We start from the raw sequence: 17,200 nt of genomic DNA on the forward strand, positions 1-17,200 counted from the left end.
CTCAAGCGACCCGTTCGCGCTGCATCATGGGATCATGACGCGGCGCTGGATCGTGGCGCGGCGTGGGGCGTTGTTCGCCACCCACGACGGCGGCCACCTCCACGCCCTTGCCGTCGGGTATTTCCAGGAAGGACAGGACCGGCGTTTCGGGCAGATGCGGCTTGAACAGCCGCGCCATCGCCCGGCGCGCGACCGGCGAGGTGACGATGGCGAAGTTGCGCGCCTGCCCCAGCAAGGGCCGCGCGGCCTGCACCACCGCTTCGACGATGCGGTTGGCGAGCGCGGGTTCGATCGGGTGGCGGGCGTCGCCGGCCACGCGCATGGCCTGCGCCAGCAAGGCTTCGAGATCGCCATCCAAAGTGATGACCGGGAGCGGCATCTTCACCGGCACAAGTCCCTGAATGATGAGCGCGCCGATGCGCTGACGGACCGCCTCGACCAGTTGTTCGTGGCTCATGTCGGGCCGTGCGGCGTCGACCATGGCTTCGCAGATGCGGCGGAAATCCTTGAGCGCGATGCCTTCGGACAGCAGCGCGCGGCAGAGCGCGCTGATCTGGGTCAGGCTGAGCGTGCCGGGGGTCAGGCCATCGACCAGCTGCGGCGCGACGTCCTTCAGATTGTCGAGCAGCTTGCGCGCTTCGTCGAGGCCGAACATTTCCGCCGCGTTCATCGCGATCAGCTGGTTAAGATGCGTTGCCACGACCGTCGGCGGATCGACCACCGTATAGCCCGCGACCACGGCCTCGCTGCGCTTGGCCTGCGGAATCCAGACCGCATCGAGACCGAATGTCGGGTCTTTTGCAGCGCGCCCTGCGACCGTGCCTTCCAGCGCGCCGCTGTCGAGCGCGAGCAGATCCTCCGGCCAGATTTCATCTTCGCCGACGACGACGCCCGCGATGGTGATGCGATATTGATTGGGTTCGAGCGCCAGATTGTCCTTCACGCGGACCATGGGCACGACAAAGCCCAGTTCCTTGGACAGTTGGCGACGGATGCCGGTGATCCGCGCCATCAAAGGCGCGCCCTTGCGTTCGTCCACCAGGCTGATGAGGCCATAGCCGATTTCCAAGCCGAGCAGCGCGCCGTCCGACACATCGCCCCATTCGATCAGCGCGGGATTGGCGGGCGGTGGGGCTGGCGCAGGTTCGGCGGCCTTTTTCTGGCTGGCCTTGCGCAGGTTCCAGGCGATGAGCCAGGACACAGCAGCGGCGGGCAGCACGATCAGATGCGGCATACCGGGCAAAACGCCCATGAAGGTCAGGATCGCCGCGACCGGCACCCAGGCGCGAGCCGACCCGAACTGGCCCGCAATCTGGCCGGACAGATCATCCTCGCTCTTGACGCGGGTGACGATGGAGGCGGCGGCGATCGAGAGCAGCAGCGCTGGCACCTGCGCCACCAGCGCGTCGCCGATGGCCAGAAGAATATAGGTTTCCGCCGCCTGCCCCATGGTGAGGCCATGGCTGACGACGCCCAATATGATGCCGCCGATGATGTTGATGACCAGGATCAGGATGCCCGCAACCGCGTCACCCTTCACGAATTTGCTGGCACCGTCCATCGACCCGTAGAAATCCGCTTCGGTCGCGACTTCGGCGCGGCGCAGCTTGGCTTCTTCCGGCGTCATCAGGCCCGCGTTCAGATCGGCGTCGATCGCCATCTGTTTGCCGGGCAAGGCGTCCAGGGTGAAGCGGGCGCTGACTTCCGACACACGGCCCGCACCCTTGGTGATGACGACCAGATTGATGATCATCAGGATGGCGAACACGAAAATGCCGACGACATAGTCGCCGCCGATCAGAAAATGGCCGAACGCTTCGATCACCTGCCCCGCCGAATCGGAGCCTTCATGCCCCTGCACCAGCACGACGCGGGTGGAGGCGACGTTGAGCGCGAGGCGCAGCAGGGTCGCGAACAGCAGGACGGTCGGGAAGGCGGAGAAATCGAGCGGCTTGGCGGCGTTCAATGCGACCATCAGCACCGCGAGCGAAATCATGATGTTGGTGATGAAGCCGATGTCGAGCATGATCGCGGGGACCGGCACCATCATGAACAGCACGACCATCAGCGTCGCAAAGGGCAGCACCGCCCCCTTGGCGGCGCTCATCCAGATCTTCGCTTTGATTTGGTTGGGAGTCATGAGGAGCCGTTACCTTCCGAGGGTGGCGAGCATGAGATAGGCGAGACGTGCGGTCTGCGGCTGGGGCCGGATGCCGACATCGACTTGTTGCGCGAGGCGCTGGGTTTCGATCCGCACATAGTCGGCGGGCTGAACCGTTTTTGCGCCGCCGGGTAGCGATGCGTCGGCATATTGGACGTCGCCGCCCAGGCTATCGACGCCCTTCTGCAATTTCGACGCGAAGCGATCGCGAATGTCGGCGAAGCTGCGGGCGTTGCCCTGCCGATCGTAAAAGATCGAGCGGTTGGCGCGCGCCGCCGAAGGGAAGAGCGATGCCGCAGTGGCGTCAGGCGCGCGGTCATGGACCGACAGGAATTTGCTCGCGCCGCCGACGCCCAGAAAATGAGCGAGGTAGAGATCGACCGGCTCGGCTTCGCGGCCAAGGCGCTTTTCAAGGAAGGCCTTGTTATCGGCGGCATGTTCGGCCGCCATCACCGATGCGGTTTCAGGATGTTTGCGCAGGTCGAGGATTTGCTGGCGCAGTTCCGGGTCGGACACATAATAGCGGCCATTGCTGCCCTGGCTGATCGCGTCGGACGCCCAGCCGAGACCATATTGACTGCCATGCTGGTCGATGACCGCCAGCCAGCTCTGGTCGATGAACTGATACAGGCCGGTCGCGGACGATGTCGTCGCGCGGGCGGTGGGGTTCATGGCTGATTCGATTTTCGCCTGACCCAGCAGATAGGCGAAATCGACGCCCGTACGGCGGCTCGCCATGGCGATCGCGTTCGTGACGCGATTGCCTGTCGAAATCCCCGTTGCTGTAATGTCTGGCAAAGCCGACATTGGTTCATCGTCCCCACTGGTTCTGGGGAGCATTAGAGCAAGGCTTATGCCAAGATTTGGTTAATGCCGACGCAACTATTTGATTTTCTGCGAATGCCTTAAACGAAAAACGGCGCCGATTGGCGCCGTTTTCGGGTGTAACAAAAATGGTTTTTTAGCGGCTGTAGGTCAGCGGTGCGTTGCGGGCACCGTGGGCGGCGAGCATGGCCAGCCGCTGATTCGCATGGTCGGCAAGCAGGTTGACCCGTATCCGCGCGCTGTCGATCAAAGGGAGCATCGCGCTTAGCCGGGCGACGGTCTGGGGTTCGGAACGCCAGGCGCCGATGGCGCGCACGGCGGCGGCGCTGTGGCTTACCCGCTTGCTGGCGATTTCGATCGCAGCGGCATCGCTGCCGTCCAGCACCTCGCGCAAATCCTCGAAGGCTTCGAACAGATCGTCCAGCGCAGCGAGGCCCAGCGACATGAGACTTATTCTTATCCGGCGACCGGCAGGTCGAGCGCGACCATGCGCTCGGCAATGGCCGATGGGTTGACGGGGTAGTTGCCCGACGCAATCGCAGCCTTGATGGCGGCGATGCGATCCATGTCGACCGGCGCGCCTTCCGCCGCCATGCGCGAAGCAGGGCTGGCCGACGATGCCGACGAAGATGCAGTGGTCGAGCTGCTGGCGGACGACGCGCGCGTCTTGGTCCCTTCCCGCAGGCGGGTCGCCTCTATGGCGGCGCTGATGCTCTGGCCAACTGACTTGATCATGGGTTCAATCCTTCATTCGTCCCTTAAACGCTATAACGGACAAGTTCAGAAATCCTTAAATCCGGGAATACGCACAAGGCCCATTTCCACGACCTGCGCAAAAATCGGTGCGGATTTCTTGTCCTCGCGCACCCGGATGGTCTCGCCGACCGCGCCATCTTCATCCGCGATCATTGCGCGCGAGACGCTGAAGGCCGCGTTTCCGGCCATGAGCTGCACCGGATCGCCGCGCTTGACGACATGCTCGGTCGGGACGGCGCGGGCCGCGGGGGTGAAGCGGTTGGCGGCAGCGGCGCGCGGCACCGGGCCGGACGCGGCGGCTGATGCGCCTGCGACCAGAGGCACGCGAATCCGCCAGCCCTGCGCGTCGCATTTGACGATCGCGGCACCGAAAACCGGACCATCGATCGAAGGGGTGGAGGGGCAAGCGGCCAGCTTCAGGCGGCGATCGACCGGGGCGACCGGGCCGCCCGGTTCGCCCAGATTGGCGCCGACGGTCATCGCGACCAGGCTGTCGATCCGGTCCAGATTCTCGAACTTCTGCTGCGCCAGCGCAGGCTGGACGGTCGCGATGGCGACGGCGGCGAGAAGGGTCGGCTTGGCTCGAAACACAATATGTCTCCTGAAAAGACGGAGGGTCTTTCCGGGGGTATTAGCAAGAGGCGTGCCAGATTGCGCTATTGTTGGGCTTTGGTGCGCGATGACTTTAACTTCGCCAATATCCGTTCGCCCTGAGTAGGGACTGAGCGAAGTCGAAGGCCCGTATCGAAGGGTGGCGTCCAAGCGCAATCCTTCGATACGCCGCTTCGACTTCGCTCAGCGGCTACTCAGGACGAACGGATCAAGGTAACGTCAAGGCGTTTTGACACCCGGCGCGATGGCGATGATCTGGCCCTGCCCGCCCTTGCCGTCGGCCTGATCGAGGCCGCGAATCAGCAGGCGATCCTGCGCTATGCCGTCCAGCTTGAGCGCGCGGGCAACCGCTCCGATGCGGGCGGCGGCGAGATCCCAGTCGTCGAAACGCTGCTGCGCGCGGTCGCTGCCATGGCTGCGAATCTCGATCCCGCCCGGCTCTTTTGCATATTGGCGGGCGATGACGGACAGGCGGGCGCGGCCCTGATCGCTCAGCAACGCTTCGCCCGGCACGAACAGCTCGACCGCGCGAATCTCTATGCCCGGCCGCATCACCCGGCCGCCAAATTGTTGCGCGACCTGCGCGAGCATGGCGTCGCGGCGCGATCCGCTGGCCTGCAACAGTACGAAAAAGGCGAGCAGGAGCAGCAAAAGATCAGCAAAACTGACGGCCCAGCGGCTGCGCCGCGCGGTGGCGAGGGTGGAGGCGCTCATGCGACTTCGCGGATCGACGCCCGGCGCAGCGGCGCATTTTCGCGCCGTGCGATGGCAAGCATCCGGGCGACGACCTCCTGTTGCCAGGCCAGTTCGCGTTCGGACAGGTCGGCCAGCCGCGCGGCGATGGGCGCGGCGATCATGTTGGCGATGACGACGCCGTAAAAGGTGGTGAGCAGCGCCAGCGCCATGGCGGGGCCAAGCGAGGCGGGATCGTCCATCGCCGCGAACATGCCGACCAGGCCGATGATCGTCCCGGCCATGCCCAGCGCAGGCGCGGCGTCGGCGACCGATAGCCAGACATTGCGCGCGCCGGCATGGCGCTGCGCCCGATCGGCCAGCGTCTGCGCCGCCCAAAGCTCGAACAGCTCGGTACGTTCGCTATTGGCAAGTTTGCGCGCGGCGTCGGTCAGGAAGGGATTGGCGGTCTTGACCCGGTCGGTGCAGGACAGGCCGCGCAGCTGCGCCACCTGATCAATTTTGAGCATGGCCGCGCGGGCCGCGTCGCGATCGCGCGTTGGATCGGCGGTCACCAGCGACAGGAGCGCCGCGACCGCCCGACCGAGCGCAGCCGCGCCGTTCTGGAACAGCGCCACAGCCATGATGCCGAGGACCATGGCCAATAATGTCAGCGGGTCGAACAGATGGCCTATCGTCGCGATCATGCAAATTCGTCCCTGTTTTTTGGCCCGTTTTTGGCCGTCACCGGACAGCGGCAAGGCGGTGCCGCCGACCGGCAATTTCTTGCCGCCCTTGCCGCCCATCACCGCCAGACCCCCGGATTACGGGGATTTTCGCCCCGCCCCTGCGTCACCCACGCAAATTGGCACGGCTCTTGCGGATATACAGGCTGGATCGCCCGTATCGAACGCCATCAGGCATGAGAACGGCAGCGGTCGACCAACTTTTAGGCCTGGCAAAGGGCAAAAGGCATGTCGGTGGAAGAAAGTCTGTTCGGGATCCATGGAAAGGCGCTGGCGCTTCGTTCGCAGCGCCTGTCCCTGCTCGCGTCCAACATCGCCAATGCATCGACCCCCGGCTACAAGGCCCGCGACATTGATTTCGACGCGGCTCTGAAAAGCGCGACGTCGCAGGTGAGCGGCGGTGCTGCTGACGTGTCGAAGGCCGTCGATGACAGCATGGGCTATCGCGTCCCGCTCCAGCCCAGCCTGGACGGCAACACCGTCGAACTCAGCACCGAACAGACGCTGTTTGCGGAAAATGCCGTCAAATATCGCACGACCCTCTCCTTCCTTGAGGGCCGCATCAATACCATCAACCGCGCGCTAAAGGGTGAATGAGCATGAGTGGCTCCGGTCCCATGAACGTCTTTGACATTGCCGGTCGCGCCATGAGCGCGCAGCTGGTGCGTCTGAACGCCACGGCTTCCAACATGGCAAACGCCGGCAACGTCACCGGCAGCGCGGGCGAAGCCTATCGCGCGATCAAGCCGGTGTTCACGTCGGTCACCGACAGTCCCGGCGTATCAACGGTCAAGGTCGATAAGGTGGTCACCACCGATGCGCAGCCGACCAAGCGCCATGATCCCAACCATCCGCTGGCGGACTCCAATGGCGATGTGTGGGAAGCGGCGGTCGATAGCAATGCCGAGATGATCGACATGATCGAGACTGCGCGCATGTATCAAAACAATGTGCAGGTGCTCAACACCGCCAAATCCCTGATGCTCGAAACCATAAGGATCGGCAAATGACGACCTCTACCGTCACCGACAGCGCCGGGCTTTCGGTCTATAATCCGACTGCCAAGGTCGGCACCGGCAAGTCGCAAATGGGGCAGGAGGATTTCCTGCGCCTGCTCACCGCGCAGATGCAGACCCAGGACCCGTTCGAGCCGGTCGATAACGCGGAAATGGTTTCGCAGATGGCGACCATCACCAATTCGAGCGGCATTGCCGAAATGAACGCCAATCTGGCCTCGATCAAGGAACAGCTGACCGGAACGCGCCTTGGCGATGCGGCCAGCTGGATCGGCAAATCGATGCTGGTGCAGAGCAATATCGCCGCGCCTGACGCTAGTGGCCTTTATGCCGGCCAGATCACCCTGCCCGCTGCGGTCGATGGCGCATCGGTCGATCTGGTCGATGCCAGCGGCAATGTCGTCAAGTCGATCGATCTGGGATCGCAACCAGCGGGCGATGTCAGCTTCTACTGGGATGGCAAGGACGACACGGGGGCGACGATCTCCACCGCCGCGCTTCAGGTCAAGGTCAATGGCGCGACGCCCAGCAAGGTTGCGACTTGGGCCACCATCGCCGCCGTCCAGTCTCCGGCGGACGGATCATCCTCCAAACTCATCACCGCGCTCGGCACCTATAGTCCGTCGGACGCGCTCAGCCTCAGCTAAACTCACCCCATTCCCAAGTTCCTTTTCACCCAAGGAGTTACGCCATGTCCTTCTATATCTCTCTCTCCGGCCTCAAGGGCGCGCAGGCCGATTTGTCGGCCATTTCCAACAACGTCGCCAACGTCAATTCGACCGCCTTCAAGAAGAGCAAGGCGCAGTTTGGCGACATTTTCGCGGCCGCGCCGATGCAGACCACCAATCAGGTCGCGGGTCAGGGCGTGCGCGTGCAGGGCATCACGCAGCAGTTCACCCAGGGGACGATCGAAACGACGGACAAGACGCTGGACCTGGCAATCACAGGCGAAGGCTATTTCACGGTCAAGGCGGAAGATGGCACGATCAGCTACACCCGCAACGGCGCGTTCGCTGTGGATGATAACCGTTACGCCGTCGACACCACCGGATCGCGTATTCAGGTGTTCCCGGTCGACGCGGCGACCGGTACGCTAACCACAGCGCCGACATCGGCGACCACGCCTGCTGCCCTGATGGACCTTCAGGTGCCGACCACCTATCTGGGTCAGGCAGGCGGCGCGCAGCTGACCAGCGTCGGCGTATCGAAGGCCGGGCTTGTGTCCGCTATCTATGCCGATGGCAGCACCGCCTATCTGGGTCAGGTGGCGATGGCCTCCTTCAACAGCCAGGAAGGTCTGCGGCAGGAAGGCGACGCGCACTGGTCATCGACCGTGGCAAGCGGCAATCCGATCCTCGGCACCGCCAACACCGGCATGTTCGGCGCGGTCAATTCCGGGTCGCTGGAACGCTCCAACGTCGACATCACCGACGAACTGGTGTCGCTGATCGCGGCGCAGCGCAATTTCCAGGCGAACAGCAAGGCGATCGAGGCAGCCAACACGCTGACCACCACCATCGTCAACCTTCGCACGTAAACGCAACGGGTTAGGAGGCTTCGTCCATGGACCGGCTCGTCAATACGGCACTTACCGCGATGCGCGGCGCAATGGCCCGGCAGGCGTCGATCGCGAACAATCTCGCGAACGCCAATACGGTGGGCTTTCGCGCCGAAATCGCCAACGCCGAGACGCGCTGGATCAAGGGCGATACGTTCGACACCCGCGCACAGGCATCCGAACAGGTGATCGCCGCCGACATGGCGCAAGGCGCGGTCACCCAGACGGGCAACGCGCTCGACGTGGCCCTGAATGGCGATGCTTTGCTCGCCGTTCAGGGTGCCGACGGCAGCGAGGCCTATACACGGCGCGGCGACCTGAAAATCAGCGACAGCGGCCTTTTGACCACCGGCGACGGGTTGCCCGTGCTGGGCGAAGGCGGTCCCATCACCCTGCCGCAGATGGACAGCGTGTCGATCGCGCAGGATGGCAGCATCTGGGGCGTGCCGCAGGGCGGCGACGCGGCCAATCCGCAACGGATCGATGCGCTGAAACTGGTCAATGCGACCGGGTCCGGCATTGCCAAAAGCACCGACGGCCTGTTCCGCGAAGTCAATGGCGGCGCATTGCCGCAAGACCCGCTGGCGACCGTCACCAGCGGATCGATCGAAGGATCGAACGTCAACGCGACCAGCGCGCTGGTTCAGATGATCGAGGCGAGCCGCGCGTTTGAAACGCAGGTCAAGCTGATCGACACCGCCAAGCAGCTGGACGATGGCGGCGCGTCGCTGATGCGGCTCGACAGTTAAACTGGCACGAACTTTGCTTTGATTGAGGCATCAAGCGTCCCTTCACTGCGACGCTTTACGGAGATGAGACGATGAGCAACGCCGCCCTTCATGTCGCCCGCACCGGCCTCGATGCGCAGAACACCAAGATGCGCGTGATCGCCAACAACCTGGCGAACGTCAACACCACCGGCTTCAAGCGCGACCGCGCCGATTTCGAAACGCTCGCCTATCAGCAGATGATCGCCGCGGGGGCCAATTCGGACAGCGAAAACAAGTTCGCCACCGGTCTCAACCTTGGCTCCGGCGTTTCGCTCCAAGGCACCAGCAAGATCAATACGCAGGGCACGCTGACCCAGACCGGCAATGCGCTGGACATGGCGATCGAGGGATCGGGCTTCTTTCAGGTCCAGCGCCCGGACGGCTCCATCGCCTATACCCGCGCCGGTAATTTCAGCGTCACCGCCGAAGGTACGGTCGTCACCAGCGACGGCCTGCCATTGATCCCGCAGGTAACCGTGCCCGAAGGCGCGACGTCGGTAACGGTCGGCAATGACGGCACGGTCTCCGCCACGCTCCAGGGCGAAGCGACGCCGACGCAGCTGGGCCAGATCGAGCTGGCGACCTTCATGAATGCAGCGGGGCTTTCTTCGATCGGCGGCAATCTGCTGGTCGAAAGCGCAGCCAGCGGCACGCCGCAGGTTGGCGTTGCGGGCCTGGAAGGACGCGGATCGATCCGGTCGGGCAGTCTGGAAACATCGAACGTCAATGTCGTCGAGGAACTGGTCGACATGATCGAGACCCAGCGCGCCTATGAGGTCAACAGCAAGATGATCAAGGCCACCGACGAGATGCTCCAGTACGTCAACCAGAATATGTGATCGGACTGATGCGCATCCTCCTCATCGCCTTCACCGCCACATCACTGGTCGCTCTGGCCGCCGCTCCTGCTTATGCAGGCAAGAAGCGCGAGGCAGAGCGCGCGCTTTATGCGCCGACCGTCCTGGCGCAGCCAGTCGCGCCGCCATCCAACGGTTCGATCTTTCAGGCCTCCATGGGCTATACCCCGCTGACCAGCGGCGCGCGCGCCACGGCGGTGGGCGACATCATCACCATCGTGCTGGTCGAACGGACGCAGGCGACCAAGAGCAACAGCGCCGATACCAGCCGCGACGGCAATCTTGGGCTGACCCCGCCATCGTCCGGCGTGCTGTCCAAGCTGTTTTCGGCGAGCGATGTCGCCATGGGCGGCCAGAATGCCTTTACCGGCAAGGGCGGAGCAACCCAGTCCAACGCGCTGTCGGGCGAAATTACCGTGACGATCGCGGCGACCTACCCCAACGGCACCATGCTGGTGAAGGGGGAGAAGGCGCTGACGCTCAATCGCGGCGACGAGTTCATCCAGATCAGCGGCCATGTCCGTCAGGCCGACATTGGCCCGGACAACCGCATCGCGTCGACCCGCGTGGCCGATGCCAAGATCATCTACACCGGCAAGGGCGAGATTGCCCGCGCCAGCAAACAGGGCTGGTTGCAGAGTTTCTTCTCAAAGATCAGCCCGTTTTGATGGAGCGTTTCCCAACCATGATCCTTGCCCTGCATCCGATCCGCTTCCTGACGCTGCTGGCGCTGGCCGTGCTGGCGTCTTTCGCCGTTCCCGCTCAGGCGGAGCGGGTCAAGGATCTGGGGACGTTCCAGGGCGTGCGCCCCAACCAGTTGACAGGCTATGGCATCGTCGTGGGTCTGGCCGGCACTGGCGACGACAGTCTGCAATATGCGACCGAGGGCATGAAGGGCGTCGTTTCGCGCTTTGGCCTGACGCTGCCGCAGGGGATCAATCCCGCGCTCAAGAACGCGGCGGCCGTGCTGGTCACCGCTGACCTGCCCGCTTTTTCCAAGCCCGGCCAGCGACTGGACATCACCGTGTCGGCGCTGGGCAAGGCCAAGTCGCTGCGCGGCGGCACGCTGATCCTGACCCCGCTCCGCGGCGCGGACAATGAAATCTACGCCATGGCGCAGGGCAATCTGGCCGTTGGCGGCCTGGGCGTGTCCGGCGCCGATGGCAGCCAGGTGTCGGTCAATATTCCCTCTGCCGGGCGCATCCCCGGCGGCGCTACGGTGGAGCGTGCGGTCGCGACCGGCTTCGATACCGCGCCGACGCTGACCTTCAACCTCGCCGAAGCCGACCTCACCACCGCGCTGCGCGTAGCGGACGGAATCAACCGTGCCTTTGGCGATCGCCGCGCCCGCGCCATGGACGCTGTATCGGTGACGATCGATGCCATTCCGGGGGCGGAGGACCGCATCCTGATGATGGGCATGATCGAGAATATCGAGATTTCGCCGGCCGATGCGCCCGCCAAGGTCATCGTCAACGCGCGCACCGGCACCGTCGTCATCAACGGTGCGGTCCGCATCCATCCCGCCGCCGTCGCCCATGGGAAATTGACCGTTAGCGTCAATGAAAGCCCGCGCATCGTCCAGCCCGCGCCGTTCAGCCGGGGCGAGACGGCGCAGGAAGAGTCGAGCAACATCAGCATCGACGAGCAGAAAAAACCTATGGTTAATTTTAAAGGTGGGGCGTCGCTGGCCGATATAGTCAAGGCGGTCAACGCCATCGGTGCATCTCCTGCCGATATGGTCGCGATCCTTGAAGCCCTCAAACAAGCGGGCGCGATGAAAGCCGAATTGGTGGTATTGTGATGCAGGTTAGCTCGACATCCTCCGCGACCGTCCCGTCCGGCGCAGCGCCCGCGAACAAGGCCAGTCTGGAAAAGACCGCGCAGCAGTTCGAGGCGATATTTCTGCGCCAGATGATCGGCGCGATGCGATCGGCCAGCCTTGCCGAGGGCATTTCCGATTCCAGCGCGACCGAGCAATTTCAGTCGATGGCCGATTCCCGCACCGCCGACGCCATGGCGAGCGGCAACAGCATGGGGATCGCCCAACTGTTGATCAAACAGTTCGGCGCGAAACCTGCCCCTGACGCACCCACTGGGACAAGCGCGCCATGAGCGACCTGTTCATCATCGGGGCGTCCGGCACCCGCGCCTATCGCACCGCGATGGCGGCGATTGGCGAGAATATCGCCAATGCCAGCACCGACGGCTATGCCCGCCGGTCCGTGACGACCGCGGAATCCGGCGCGTCCACCGCCACCATGGCCATGTATGTGTCGAAGGGGAATTTCGGCGGCACGCAGGTGGTGAGCATCAATCGCGGCACCGACCCCTATCTGGATGCGACCGTGCGGATGACCGGCATGGCGCTGGGCAGTTCGACCGCGCGGCTGCGCTGGCTGAGCGATGCTGAAAATGCGCTCAACGACACCGGCACCGGCATTGGCGCGCTGATGACGGGCATGTTCCAGAATATGGAGAAGCTGGCCGCCAGCCCGTCCGACACATCCTTGCGGGTGACGACACTCGACAGCATCAGCCGCGTCGCGCAGGCCTTTAACCAGACGGCGGCCGATCTGAAAGCGGTATCGGAGGGGATCGCGACCGAGGCGGATGCATCGGTCAGCACGATCAACCGCTCGCTTGAATCGCTGGCCGATATCAACAACAGCCTGTTGCGCGCGCAGCCGGGCACCTCTGCCTATGCGCAGTTGCTCGACAGCCGCGACGCCGCCTTGCAGGACCTGACCGAAAATCTGAACGTCACGATCAGCTTTGGCGCGCATGACAGTGCGCAGATCAGCTTTGACGGGCAGACGCTGGTGCAGGGCGATGCCGCCACCAGCCTGGCAGTAGCCAGCAATGCCGACGGCACGCTGAACCTGACGCTGGCCGGTGGCACCGCGCTGGCGACACCGGCCAATGGCACGCTGGGCGGCCTGTTTTCCGCCGCCGATACGGTGGCTGACCGCCGCGCAAGCCTGGACACGATTGCCGGGAAGTTCGTCACCGACATGAACGCCTGGCACGCGCAGGGCGTGACCGATGCCGGGGGTGCGGGTGCGCCTTTATTGTCCTATGGCGGCGGCGCGGCCAGCGTTGCGGCGCTGATCACCGATCCGGCGGAGCTGGCCACCAAATCGGCCAACGGAACGCTCAACGGCAATCTGCTGACCGTCACATCCACCCTGCGCGGTAATGGCAGCGTCGAACAGGACTGGACCGCGCTGATCGCCACCCATGGCAATCTGCTGGCGGCGGCCAAGGCGGACAACACCACCTCGCAAAGCCGCAGCGACCAGGCCGTCGCCGCGCGCGAAGCGGTGAGCGGGGTCGATCTCGACATGGAAGCCGCCGACCTTCTGCGCATCCAGCAGGCCTATTCGGCCAGCGCCAAGATTTTGCAGGTCGCCAAGGAAACCGTCGATTCCATCCTTCAGATTCTCTGAGCCGCGAAAGGGCTGAGCCATGGTAGGTATCACCAACAAGATCATGCTCGCCGAGATCCGCCGGCAACAGCAATTGTCGCAGAATATCGTCGATGGGCAGACCGCCATTTCCACCGGTATCACGCTCAACAAGCCGTCGGACGACGCGCTTGCGTGGGTGCAACTGTCCGACGTGGGCCGGGCGCAGGCGCAGCAGTCCGCGTGGCAGACCAATATCAGCTATGGCAAGACCCGCGCCGCCAATGCCGAAGCCAATCTGGACGAGGTCAACAATCTGTTGACCCGCGCGCAGGAACTGGTGTCGTCATCCCGCAACGGATCGGTCAACGATACCAGCCGCGTCGCGATCTACGAGGAAATGTCGACCATCCGCGTGACCATCAGCGAACTGCTGAACCAGACGGACTATCAGGGCGTGTCGGTTTTCGACGATCAACAGAGCGTGCTGGTGCCAGTCAGCCGCGGCCTCAACCTGGCCGTGGTTGCAACGAGACAGGAAGTTTCCGAAGGGATCGACGTCAACGGCACGCCGATGTCGATCGACGACATGCTGGGTCAGAGCATCGCCGCCCTGCAAAGCGGGGATGACGATGCGGTTGCGGCGAGCCTGGACGCGATGAAGATCGGGCAAAACCATATCACGGTGGAACTGGCGCGGCAGGGCGTGCGCAGCAACCGGCTGGATGTGGTCGGCGACCGGCTGACCGACATCGACCTGGACCTGACCGAACGGCGCTCTGCGCTCGAATCGACGGACCTGACCGAAGTCATATCCAATGTGAAGGCGCAGTTGATGCAGCTGGAGGCCGCGCAATCGGCCTTTGCCCGGATCAACCAGCAGACTTTGTTCGACCTGATCAGCTGATCTGACGAAAATAAATCGTCGTCCTAAACCGGACGCTAACCAGTCCGTATTAACCACATGACAGGCGCCCCTGGTGGCGCCGCCGGGGCTTACCGCTTCCGGGTGCTTATATCGGGGATAGTTTCATGTTCGCTGCCATTGGACTGGTCGTCCTGCTTGTCATGGTGTTCGGCGGCTTTGCCTTCACCGGCGGCGATCTTGGCCCGGTGCTTCATGCCCTGCCCCATGAAATGCTTATCATCGGCGGCGCGGCCGTCGGCGCGCTCATCATCGGCAATAGCGGATCGGACCTCAAGGCGCTGGGCGGTGGCCTGGGCAAGGTGTTCAAGGGCGCCAAATATAAGAAGCAGGATTTTCTGGACTGCATCTTTCTGGTGTCAAAGCTCATGAAAACGCTGCGGGTCGAAGGGCCGGTGGCGCTGGAGCCGCATATCGAGGACCCTTCTACCTCCACCATCTTCACCGAATATCCCAAGCTGATGAAGGACAAGGCGCTGGTCCACCTGATCAGCGATACGCTGCGTCTGGTCGTCATCTCGTCCGGCACGCTCGATCCCCACGCGGTGGAAGAGGTGATGGACAACAGCCTCAAGACTCATCACCACGAAGCGATCAAGCCGGCGGACAATCTGCAAGGCCTGGCCGACGCGCTGCCCGCGCTCGGCATCGTCGCGGCAGTGCTGGGCGTGGTCAAGACGATGGGGTCGATCGACCAGCCGCCCGCGATTTTGGGTGCGATGATCGGTTCGGCGCTGGTCGGCACCTTCCTGGGCATCTTGCTCGCCTATGGCATGGTCAATCCCTTCGCCAACCGCTGCCGCAGCGTGATCGAGGCGGACGGGGCGATCTATCATGTCGTCAAGCAGATCATCGTCGCATCGCTCCACGGCCACCCGCAGCCGCTGGTGATCGAGGCGGCCCGTTCCGGCCTGACCCATGCCAACCAGCCCGGCTTTGCCGAAGTGTTTGACGGTATGCGGGGCAAATAAGCCATGGCAGAAAAAAAGCGCGGCGCGAACGAGCCTGAACCCCGGCCGATCATCGTCAAGAAGATCATCGTCGACGGCCATGGCGGCCATCATGGCGGCGCATGGAAAGTCGCCTATGCCGATTTCGTGACGGCGATGATGGCGTTTTTCCTGCTGATGTGGCTGCTGGGTGCGACCACCGAAAAGCAGCGCAAGGGGCTGGCCGACTATTTCACGCCAACTTTGGTGCAGACCAAGGAAAATTCGGCCGGTTCGACTGGCATGTTCGGTGGCGACAGCATGATGGCGAAGGAAAATTACCCGACGACCGGTGGTCAGGGCAGTCTGGCCATTACCATTCCGCGCGATGCCAGCGGCACGAAGGACCAGGGCGGCAAGGCGATGAAAGCCGCCGACCGGCAGAAATTTGAATCGATCAAGAAGGATCTGGAAGCGCGCATGGCGCGGCAGAAGGGGATGGCGAAGCTGCGCAAGAATGTGCGCTTCACCGAAACCCGCGAAGGGCTGCGCATCGACCTGATCGACGAGGCGGATTTCGCGATGTTTGCGATGGGCACCGACCGGCTGGTGCCGCAGGCCCGCGCGCTGATCAGCGAAGTCGCGTCCGTGCTGCAGACCATGCCCAACCCACTGATCGTGCGCGGCCATACCGATGGCCTGCCCTATGCGTCGGGCCGGACCATGAACAACTGGCTGCTGTCATCGACGCGCGCCGAATCGACGCGCAAGGCGCTGGCCGACAGCGGCATCGGCAATGCCCGCTTCGCCCGGATCGAAGGGGTCGCCGACCGCGAACCCTTTATCAAGAACGACGCCTATGATCCGCGCAACCGGCGCATGTCGATCATCCTGGGCTGGACCCGCGGTGGCAACAGCGCCGACGACGAGGATATGGACGCGGAAACCAAGGCCGCGATCAGGGAACGCGACGACCCGGCCCGCGTGGCGAAAAAGGCGGCACAAAGCCTGGACATGGGCGGCACCGGCCTGCCCGGCGGCGCCGCGCTGCTGAACCCGACAGCGCCGGGACCTTCGGGCAAGCCGGGGAAGCATTGAGGATGGTTGGGTAACGCGAGGGGTGGGGAGCGAACTGTCTGGTGTCAGTCGAACACGAATGGAAAGCGGACCTAATTCTGCTAATGTGCAGGCATGAGCATAGTTCACACATCAACCGCCACTCTTGGCTTCTATGGCGACGATCTCGATCCTGACGAAATTACGACTTGTCTCGGCGTTTCACCTACAATCGCCGTGCGGAAGGACGGCTCTTGGTTGACGAGCCAAGGAACCGAAAAGACGGCAAAAACCGGATCATGGCGCTTGGAAGTCGATCGGTGTGAGCCAGCCGACCTTGATGCCCAGATAAGGCAACTTTTATCATTCTCGCCGAACGCTCCCGAAATATGGCAATCATTGGCAGCGCTCTACCGTGGTCAGATATTTGTGGGGCTTTTCCTAAATAGCGGCAATGAGGGGCTGACCCTCCAGCCAGACACGCTTACTATGATTAGTGAGCGGGGATTGACCCTTGACCTCGACATTTATGGGCATGAGCCCGATTGAAGGATGGTGGGTGGCTATGGACGATGAAGGTGAACGAGCCACAGCACTTTTGGCCGGGAAGACCGTGAAGCACATCCGTCGCTTCCGAGAGCAGGAAGTCGTTATCGAGTTTGAGGACGGATCGCGATTTTTTGCGGATAGTCCTGCTCCGCTCGAATTGTCGATCACCATATCAGATTAATTTGGATCGATCGTCCGCTATCAAGACGCTTCCACGCCCTCTCGAATAACGAGAAATGGTCCAGACTGTGTGAAAACGCGGCGGATATGGTATGATGCCCTAACGCTTTGGGGGATCATATGGGTCGCTTCATTTCTGGCGCTGATCGCAAGCAGACGACGTTATTTCCACCCTGTGTAG

Annotated in this window: 22 protein-coding genes; 15 read left to right on the top strand and 7 right to left on the bottom strand. The window is 63.1% G+C overall.

The genetic code is table 11. The features are described from left to right. Window position 1: 1 nt before the first annotated feature. From flhA to KRZ98_RS22990, 7 genes are all read right to left on the bottom strand, one after another. On the bottom strand, window positions 2–2,140 hold the full coding sequence (gene flhA, locus KRZ98_RS22960) for a flagellar biosynthesis protein FlhA (RefSeq protein ID WP_217675491.1): 2,139 nt from the start codon (window positions 2,138–2,140) through the stop codon (window positions 2–4). Window positions 2,141–2,149: 9 nt separating this feature from the next. Then, on the bottom strand, window positions 2,150–2,968 hold the full coding sequence (locus KRZ98_RS22965; protein ID WP_217675492.1) for a lytic transglycosylase domain-containing protein: 819 nt from the start codon (window positions 2,966–2,968) through the stop codon (window positions 2,150–2,152). A gap of 154 nt (window positions 2,969–3,122) precedes the next feature. Beyond that, window positions 3,123–3,431, bottom strand: a complete 309-nt coding sequence (locus KRZ98_RS22970; protein ID WP_217675493.1) for a hypothetical protein — start codon at window positions 3,429–3,431, stop codon at window positions 3,123–3,125. 11 nt (window positions 3,432–3,442) lie between these two features. Beyond that, window positions 3,443–3,721, bottom strand: a complete 279-nt coding sequence (flgM, locus tag KRZ98_RS22975; RefSeq protein WP_217675494.1) for a flagellar biosynthesis anti-sigma factor FlgM — start codon at window positions 3,719–3,721, stop codon at window positions 3,443–3,445. Window positions 3,722–3,766: 45 nt separating this feature from the next. Next, window positions 3,767–4,333: a flagella basal body P-ring formation protein FlgA gene (locus KRZ98_RS22980; protein ID WP_217675495.1), complete on the bottom strand. Its 567-nt coding sequence runs from the start codon at window positions 4,331–4,333 to the stop codon at window positions 3,767–3,769. 240 nt (window positions 4,334–4,573) lie between these two features. Beyond that, window positions 4,574–5,068, bottom strand: coding sequence for a flagellar motor protein MotB (locus KRZ98_RS22985; protein ID WP_217675496.1), 495 nt, complete (start codon window positions 5,066–5,068; stop codon window positions 4,574–4,576). After that, window positions 5,065–5,733: a motility protein A gene (locus tag KRZ98_RS22990; RefSeq protein ID WP_217675519.1), complete on the bottom strand. Its 669-nt coding sequence runs from the start codon at window positions 5,731–5,733 to the stop codon at window positions 5,065–5,067. The genes KRZ98_RS22985 and KRZ98_RS22990 overlap by 4 nt, the downstream gene beginning before the upstream one ends. A gap of 267 nt (window positions 5,734–6,000) precedes the next feature. On the opposite strand from KRZ98_RS22990, the gene flgB reads away from it, so the two are divergent. From flgB to KRZ98_RS23065, 15 genes are all read left to right on the top strand, one after another. Further along, window positions 6,001–6,369, top strand: a complete 369-nt coding sequence (flgB, locus tag KRZ98_RS22995) for a flagellar basal body rod protein FlgB (protein WP_217675497.1) — start codon at window positions 6,001–6,003, stop codon at window positions 6,367–6,369. 2 nt (window positions 6,370–6,371) lie between these two features. After that, entirely contained in the window at window positions 6,372–6,782 is a 411-nt protein-coding gene (gene flgC / locus KRZ98_RS23000) for a flagellar basal body rod protein FlgC (protein WP_217675520.1), read from the top strand. Continuing rightward, the gene (locus tag KRZ98_RS23005) at window positions 6,779–7,435 is read left to right on the top strand and encodes a flagellar hook assembly protein FlgD (protein ID WP_217675498.1); all 657 of its coding nucleotides are present in this window, start codon (window positions 6,779–6,781) and stop codon (window positions 7,433–7,435) included. Before flgC ends, KRZ98_RS23005 begins: the two co-directional genes overlap by 4 nt. 44 nt (window positions 7,436–7,479) lie before the next feature. Beyond that, window positions 7,480–8,325 (top strand): flagellar hook-basal body complex protein, encoded by an 846-nt coding sequence (locus KRZ98_RS23010; RefSeq protein ID WP_217675499.1) that lies wholly within the window; start codon window positions 7,480–7,482, stop codon window positions 8,323–8,325. Window positions 8,326–8,351: 26 nt separating this feature from the next. After that, window positions 8,352–9,095 (top strand): flagellar basal body rod protein FlgF, encoded by a 744-nt coding sequence (locus KRZ98_RS23015; protein WP_217675500.1) that lies wholly within the window; start codon window positions 8,352–8,354, stop codon window positions 9,093–9,095. A 71-nt stretch (window positions 9,096–9,166) separates the two neighbouring features. After that, window positions 9,167–9,955 carry a flagellar basal-body rod protein FlgG gene (flgG, locus tag KRZ98_RS23020; protein ID WP_217675501.1) on the top strand — a complete coding sequence of 263 codons (789 nt, stop codon included), beginning with the start codon at window positions 9,167–9,169 and terminating at the stop codon, window positions 9,953–9,955. A gap of 8 nt (window positions 9,956–9,963) precedes the next feature. Beyond that, window positions 9,964–10,641: a flagellar basal body L-ring protein FlgH gene (locus KRZ98_RS23025; RefSeq protein ID WP_217675521.1), complete on the top strand. Its 678-nt coding sequence runs from the start codon at window positions 9,964–9,966 to the stop codon at window positions 10,639–10,641. 17 nt (window positions 10,642–10,658) lie between these two features. Next, entirely contained in the window at window positions 10,659–11,777 is a 1,119-nt protein-coding gene (locus KRZ98_RS23030) for a flagellar basal body P-ring protein FlgI (protein ID WP_217675502.1), read from the top strand. Beyond that, a complete protein-coding gene (locus KRZ98_RS23035) occupies window positions 11,777–12,088 on the top strand; it encodes a rod-binding protein (protein ID WP_217675522.1) in 312 nt (103 codons plus the stop codon). Before KRZ98_RS23030 ends, KRZ98_RS23035 begins: the two co-directional genes overlap by 1 nt. Further along, window positions 12,085–13,422, top strand: a complete 1,338-nt coding sequence (gene flgK / locus KRZ98_RS23040) for a flagellar hook-associated protein FlgK (protein ID WP_217675503.1) — start codon at window positions 12,085–12,087, stop codon at window positions 13,420–13,422. The genes KRZ98_RS23035 and flgK overlap by 4 nt, the downstream gene beginning before the upstream one ends. A 19-nt stretch (window positions 13,423–13,441) precedes the next feature. Further along, the gene (locus tag KRZ98_RS23045) at window positions 13,442–14,287 is read left to right on the top strand and encodes a flagellin (protein WP_217675504.1); all 846 of its coding nucleotides are present in this window, start codon (window positions 13,442–13,444) and stop codon (window positions 14,285–14,287) included. A gap of 125 nt (window positions 14,288–14,412) precedes the next feature. Next, a complete protein-coding gene (motA, locus tag KRZ98_RS23050; protein ID WP_217675505.1) occupies window positions 14,413–15,276 on the top strand; it encodes a flagellar motor stator protein MotA in 864 nt (287 codons plus the stop codon). A gap of 3 nt (window positions 15,277–15,279) precedes the next feature. Then, complete coding sequence (locus KRZ98_RS23055) at window positions 15,280–16,332, top strand: flagellar motor protein MotB (RefSeq protein WP_217675506.1); 1,053 nt, start codon at window positions 15,280–15,282, stop codon at window positions 16,330–16,332. 93 nt (window positions 16,333–16,425) lie between these two features. Then, window positions 16,426–16,839, top strand: coding sequence for a DUF4279 domain-containing protein (locus KRZ98_RS23060; RefSeq protein ID WP_217675507.1), 414 nt, complete (start codon window positions 16,426–16,428; stop codon window positions 16,837–16,839). Beyond that, entirely contained in the window at window positions 16,826–17,020 is a 195-nt protein-coding gene (locus tag KRZ98_RS23065) for a hypothetical protein (protein WP_217675508.1), read from the top strand. The genes KRZ98_RS23060 and KRZ98_RS23065 overlap by 14 nt, the downstream gene beginning before the upstream one ends. Window positions 17,021–17,200: the final 180 nt, after the last annotated feature.

This window comes from Sphingobium sp. AS12 (assembly GCF_019097845.1).
Taxonomy (GTDB): Bacteria; Pseudomonadota; Alphaproteobacteria; order Sphingomonadales; family Sphingomonadaceae; genus Sphingobium.